We start from the raw sequence: 4,298 nt of genomic DNA on the forward strand, positions 1-4,298 counted from the left end.
TCTGTTCGATGTTGATGAAGCCCTGGGTGGAGTCCATCAGGAAGTTGATTTTGTCGAACAGGAAGGCGGTGTGGGACATCAGTGTGTCCACGTCGCGTTTGATTTCCCGGGCGGTTTCCTGCAGTTCGAAGTGCTCTCGCAGGTGGCGCTGCAGGAAGGAGATGGACCGCTGGGTGTCCATCAGACAGAGGCGGATTTTGCCGTTGCTGTCTTCGAGTTTGGCGAGCCGGTCGATGGCTTCTTCGAGTTCGGCGTCGTCGTCTTCCAGGACCATGTGGCTGACGTCTTCGAGTTTGCGGTGGATGTCTTCGAGGACGTCGGCGAGGTTTTCGACTTTCTGCTCGAACATGGTGATCATCAGGTCCTGGGGCGAGCTGGCCTGGACCTGGCCGCGCCGGGCGCGCATGCGCAGCAGGCGGAAGTCCGCGAGGTCGCCGTCGCGCAGGGTGATGAGGCGTTTGTCCTGAAGGATGAACGCGACGGTCACGGTGCTGTGGCGGCCTTCTCCCGGGGAAAGAAACAGGGAGTGAACGTGCAGGCCGGCGGCGTCCTGGAAGTAGCGGGCGGAGAATTCGATTTCTTCCACGTCGTCGGATTCGGGCAGTTCGGCCCGCAGGAAGGTGTTGAGCAGTTCGCGTTCTTCTTCGGAGGGTTCGTGAGCGTCGATCCAGACCGCATCATCCAGTGCGGTTTTGAGGTTGTTTTCATCCACGGGTTGGTCGCGCAGGGTTGCGCCCCGGATATTAAACATTCTCAGCATGGATCGTTCTCCTCGTCTCGTCCTTTGGGTGGATCACCCACCGTTTGCCACCCACAATAGCACAGTGATCTGAACGCTGTGTTATGCACAGTATACAACAGACGCCCATGGCCCGAATCTGCTATGGTGGTGGTTTGTGACCTATAAAACCCTAAAGATCCGTGCCCCATGAAAATTAATGAAGTCTCCGCCAATATCGATGACAAAATGCTGCGCCTGGAGCAACAGCTCGCCAACTTGCGGGCCGCTCGTCAACGGGTCGAAGGTGATGCCGGTGCGGTTGCGGTGATCGACCGGGATATTCAGGTGTTGATGGAGACCCGGGCCAAGCTGGAGCGTTCCCGGGAGCTGGTGTGGCAGGTTCACGACATCGGGGAACAAACCCGGCAACAGCATAAGCGGGATCGTTTTTACCAGAAGCTCGGTGTGGCGTTGATTGCGCTCAGCGGGCTGGCTCTGCTGGGGATTCTGCTGGTTTATCTCGCCTGGTTTTGAGTCTTACGGACTTTTAGCGGGGGAATTCCGGCGATCTGACTGACCGCCGGAATGCAGGGCGTGCCAGATTTACTCTTTGGCGGCAGCGCCTTCCAGCAGCGACTTGAGCTCGCCACTTTCGGACATTTCCATCACGATATCGCAGCCGCCGATCAATTCCCCCTTGACCCACAGCTGCGGGAAGGTCGGCCAGTTGCCGTACAGGGGCAGACCGGAGCGGATTTCGGGGTTGGCCAGCACATCGACGTAGGCAAACCGCTGACCGCAGGCCATCACCGCCTGGGAGGTGCGCTGGGAAAAACCGCACTGAGGTGCGTTGGGCGAGCCCTTCATGTAGAGAATCACCGGGTTTTCTTCGATCTGCTGCTTGATGGTTGCCTGTACTTCGTCCATAGGACTGCCTGACCTCTCTTGTGCCAATAAGGTGAACAAAATTCGTGGGTTACCCTCGCCCGGGAAAGACCTAGCAGGCGAGTCAAGTATTCGCATTCTAACGCAGCCGGCGCGCGGAAACCAGTCAGGAGGCGCCCAGTCGCTTCTTGGTCAGCCGGGTAGGCGGATGGCTGGCCGGGTCTTCCGGCCAGGGGTGTTTGGGATAGCGGCCCCGCATCTGTTTGCGCACCTCCCCATAGGCCCCCTGCCAGAATGACCCCAGCTCGCCGGTAATCGCCAGCGGGCTGCCGTTGGGCGAGGCCAGGTGCAGCCGCAGTGGCACCCGCCCGTCGGCGAGTTCAAAACGGTCACACCCGAAAAACTCCTGCAGTTTGCCGCTCACCGTCGGCGTCCCGTTTTCGGGGTAGTCCACCGACACCGAGCGGCCGCTGGGCAACGCCACTTGGAGCGGGAGCAACTGGTCCAGCGCCTGCACGGCATCGTGCCCGAGATAAAACGCCAGTGCCTCGCGCCAGGGCAACCGGTCGGGGTGAAGGCTATCGGTCACGAAGGGGGCAAACCATTGATCGAGCGTCGATAACAACACCGACTCATCCAGCGTCGGAAGGTCCAGCACCCCCGACTCATTGGCCAGCTGGGCCCGTCGGTACAGTCCTGTGGCCGCCTCCGGCCAGGGGTAGGCACTGAGCCCGCGTTCGCGCAGATCCGCCACCAGTGCCTCGGCCAACGCCTCGCCGGTGACCGGGTGTCGGTCCTCGGCGGTCACCGAGCCCCCCATCCGCCAAGTGGTGTGCATCACCCAGCCCTTGCCGCGATGACTCAGTCGGGATTCACACTGACTGAGGGCGCGCCGCTGCTCGGCGTTCAACGTCAACGGCCAGCCGACGCCGCTATGCCCTTTACCCCGGGCCTGCACATCGGCAAATACCGCCCACTCGCTGTCCAGGGGCCGATCCGGCGCGACGCTGATGCCGCTGTTGAGCCGGTACCGGCCCGAATCCTGACGATGACCAATCCGGTCCCGGAAGGCATCGGCGAGGCAGGCCGGGTCCAGCTCGGCCCGACTTTCCCCGGCGCTCAACGCCTTGAGCCAGCGCTGCGCCTGCCGCTGCCAGGTGCGCTGACCGGCGCGCTGGGCCCGGGCCGCCGCCTGCCACTGATTCGACGTTTCCAGGACGTCAAAATGCACGGCCAGCGCCAACAGTAAAGCGCCTTCCGGCAGGGTCTTCTGCGCCCCGGTCTGAAGCGACGATTCATCAAGCGCCTTTTCATAAAGAGCCGTTTGCAGAAAACGGGCCAGGCGCGGATGGGTCCCCAGCGCCGCCACCTGCCGTCCGGCGTCGGTCACCCAGCCCGCTTCATCCAGTAACCGCCAATCCTGCAACTGCCGGCGGGCTCGTTCCAGCGCCAGCCCGTTGGGCGCTTCCAGCCACGGCAACTCCTCCACCGGGGAACCCCAGTGCGCCAACCGCAGAGCCAAAGGCACATAATCGGTGGAGCGCACCTCCGGCGGCTCCGCTGGCGCCAACGCCTCCTCCTGGGACCAGAGCCGGATACAGTGCCCCGCCTGCACCCGCCCCGCCCGGCCGCGACGCTGCTCGGCGCTGGCCTGACTGATCCGCCGGGTCTGCAGACGGCTCACGCCGGTGCCCTGCTCAAACACCGAACGGCGCACCTGCCCGGAGTCAATCACCAGGGTGACATCGGCGATGGTCAGCGAGGTTTCGGCGATATTGGTGGCGAGAATCACCCGCGGGCCACTGGCCGGATCCAATGCCTCCTGCTGCTCTTTATCCGGTACCCGACTGTGCAGGCGAGCCAGCCGGGCGGACGGCTCCCGGCGCGCGAGCGCCGAGGCGCAGTCTTCAATCGCCCGCCAGCCGGGCAGAAACACCAACACGGTCTGCGACCGCCAGTCGGCCACCTCGGACAGCGCCCGTAACAAATGCTCATCCAGGCGCTCCGCGGCCCCGCGGGTATCCCGCCGGGGCGCAAGATACTGCACCGATACCGGGAAACATCGCCCCGGCGCCGACAGCCGCTGGGCCACCTGCTGTTGTAGCGCCGGATCGGGCGTGGCGGACATCAACACCAGCGCAATATCCTCCCGCAGCACCGCCACCTCCTGCAGCCAGGCCCAGGCCGTATCCTGATCCAGTGCCCGCTCATGCACCTCATCCAGCATCACCGCCGCCACCCCGGCCAACTCCGGGTCGGCCAGCAGACGCTGCAGGGCAATCCCCGGCGTCATCACCACCAGCCGGGTCGCCTCGGACACCTGCCGGTCAAACGGCACCTGATAACCCACCGTCTGGCCCACCGACTCCCCATACAGCGAAGCCAGCCGCCGCGCCACCCCCCGCGCCGCCAGAATGCGCGGCTGCACCAACCAGACTTGCTGCCCGTCCGGTGCCGCCTCCAGCGCCCAAAGCGGCGCCAGGGTGGATTTCCCCGCACCCGGCTCGGCTTCCAGCAGGAGCGGGCCCCGGCCAAGCGCGTTGATGAAATCGGCGTGGTAGTCACTTAGGGGGAGGTTTGGGAGAGAGGTTGGTTTCATTGGTTTTTACGGTTTAGTAGCGTCGAAGAGTGGGGCATTAATTTACCTGTCTGCGCGGATTTTGGGGGTATTTACGGCGGATGCGCGCTTTGC

At 63.8% G+C, this 4,298-nt stretch carries 4 protein-coding genes; 1 reads left to right on the forward strand and 3 read right to left on the reverse strand.

Annotation, left to right across the window (positions count from 1 at the left end):
* Nucleotides 1-760 (reverse strand): CorA family divalent cation transporter (locus B3520_RS09450; protein ID WP_286875920.1); only part of this gene is annotated, 760 nt, incomplete at its 3' end.
* Between the two features lie 168 nt (nucleotides 761-928).
* On the opposite strand from B3520_RS09450, the gene B3520_RS09455 reads away from it, so the two are divergent.
* Nucleotides 929-1,255, forward strand: coding sequence for a hypothetical protein (locus B3520_RS09455; protein WP_286875922.1), 327 nt, complete (start codon nucleotides 929-931; stop codon nucleotides 1,253-1,255).
* A 69-nt stretch (nucleotides 1,256-1,324) separates the two neighbouring features.
* Here B3520_RS09455 and grxD read toward each other — a convergent pair whose 3' ends face one another.
* Both grxD and hrpB read right to left on the reverse strand, forming a co-directional pair.
* A complete protein-coding gene (grxD, locus tag B3520_RS09460) occupies nucleotides 1,325-1,648 on the reverse strand; it encodes a Grx4 family monothiol glutaredoxin (RefSeq protein ID WP_286804286.1) in 324 nt (107 codons plus the stop codon).
* A gap of 124 nt (nucleotides 1,649-1,772) precedes the next feature.
* Nucleotides 1,773-4,205, reverse strand: coding sequence for an ATP-dependent helicase HrpB (gene hrpB / locus B3520_RS09465; protein ID WP_286804285.1), 2,433 nt, complete (start codon nucleotides 4,203-4,205; stop codon nucleotides 1,773-1,775).
* Nucleotides 4,206-4,298 lie beyond the last annotated feature (93 nt).

This window comes from Marinimicrobium sp. UBA4509 (assembly GCF_002388575.1).
Classification (GTDB): domain Bacteria; phylum Pseudomonadota; class Gammaproteobacteria; order Pseudomonadales; family Cellvibrionaceae; genus Marinimicrobium; species Marinimicrobium koreense.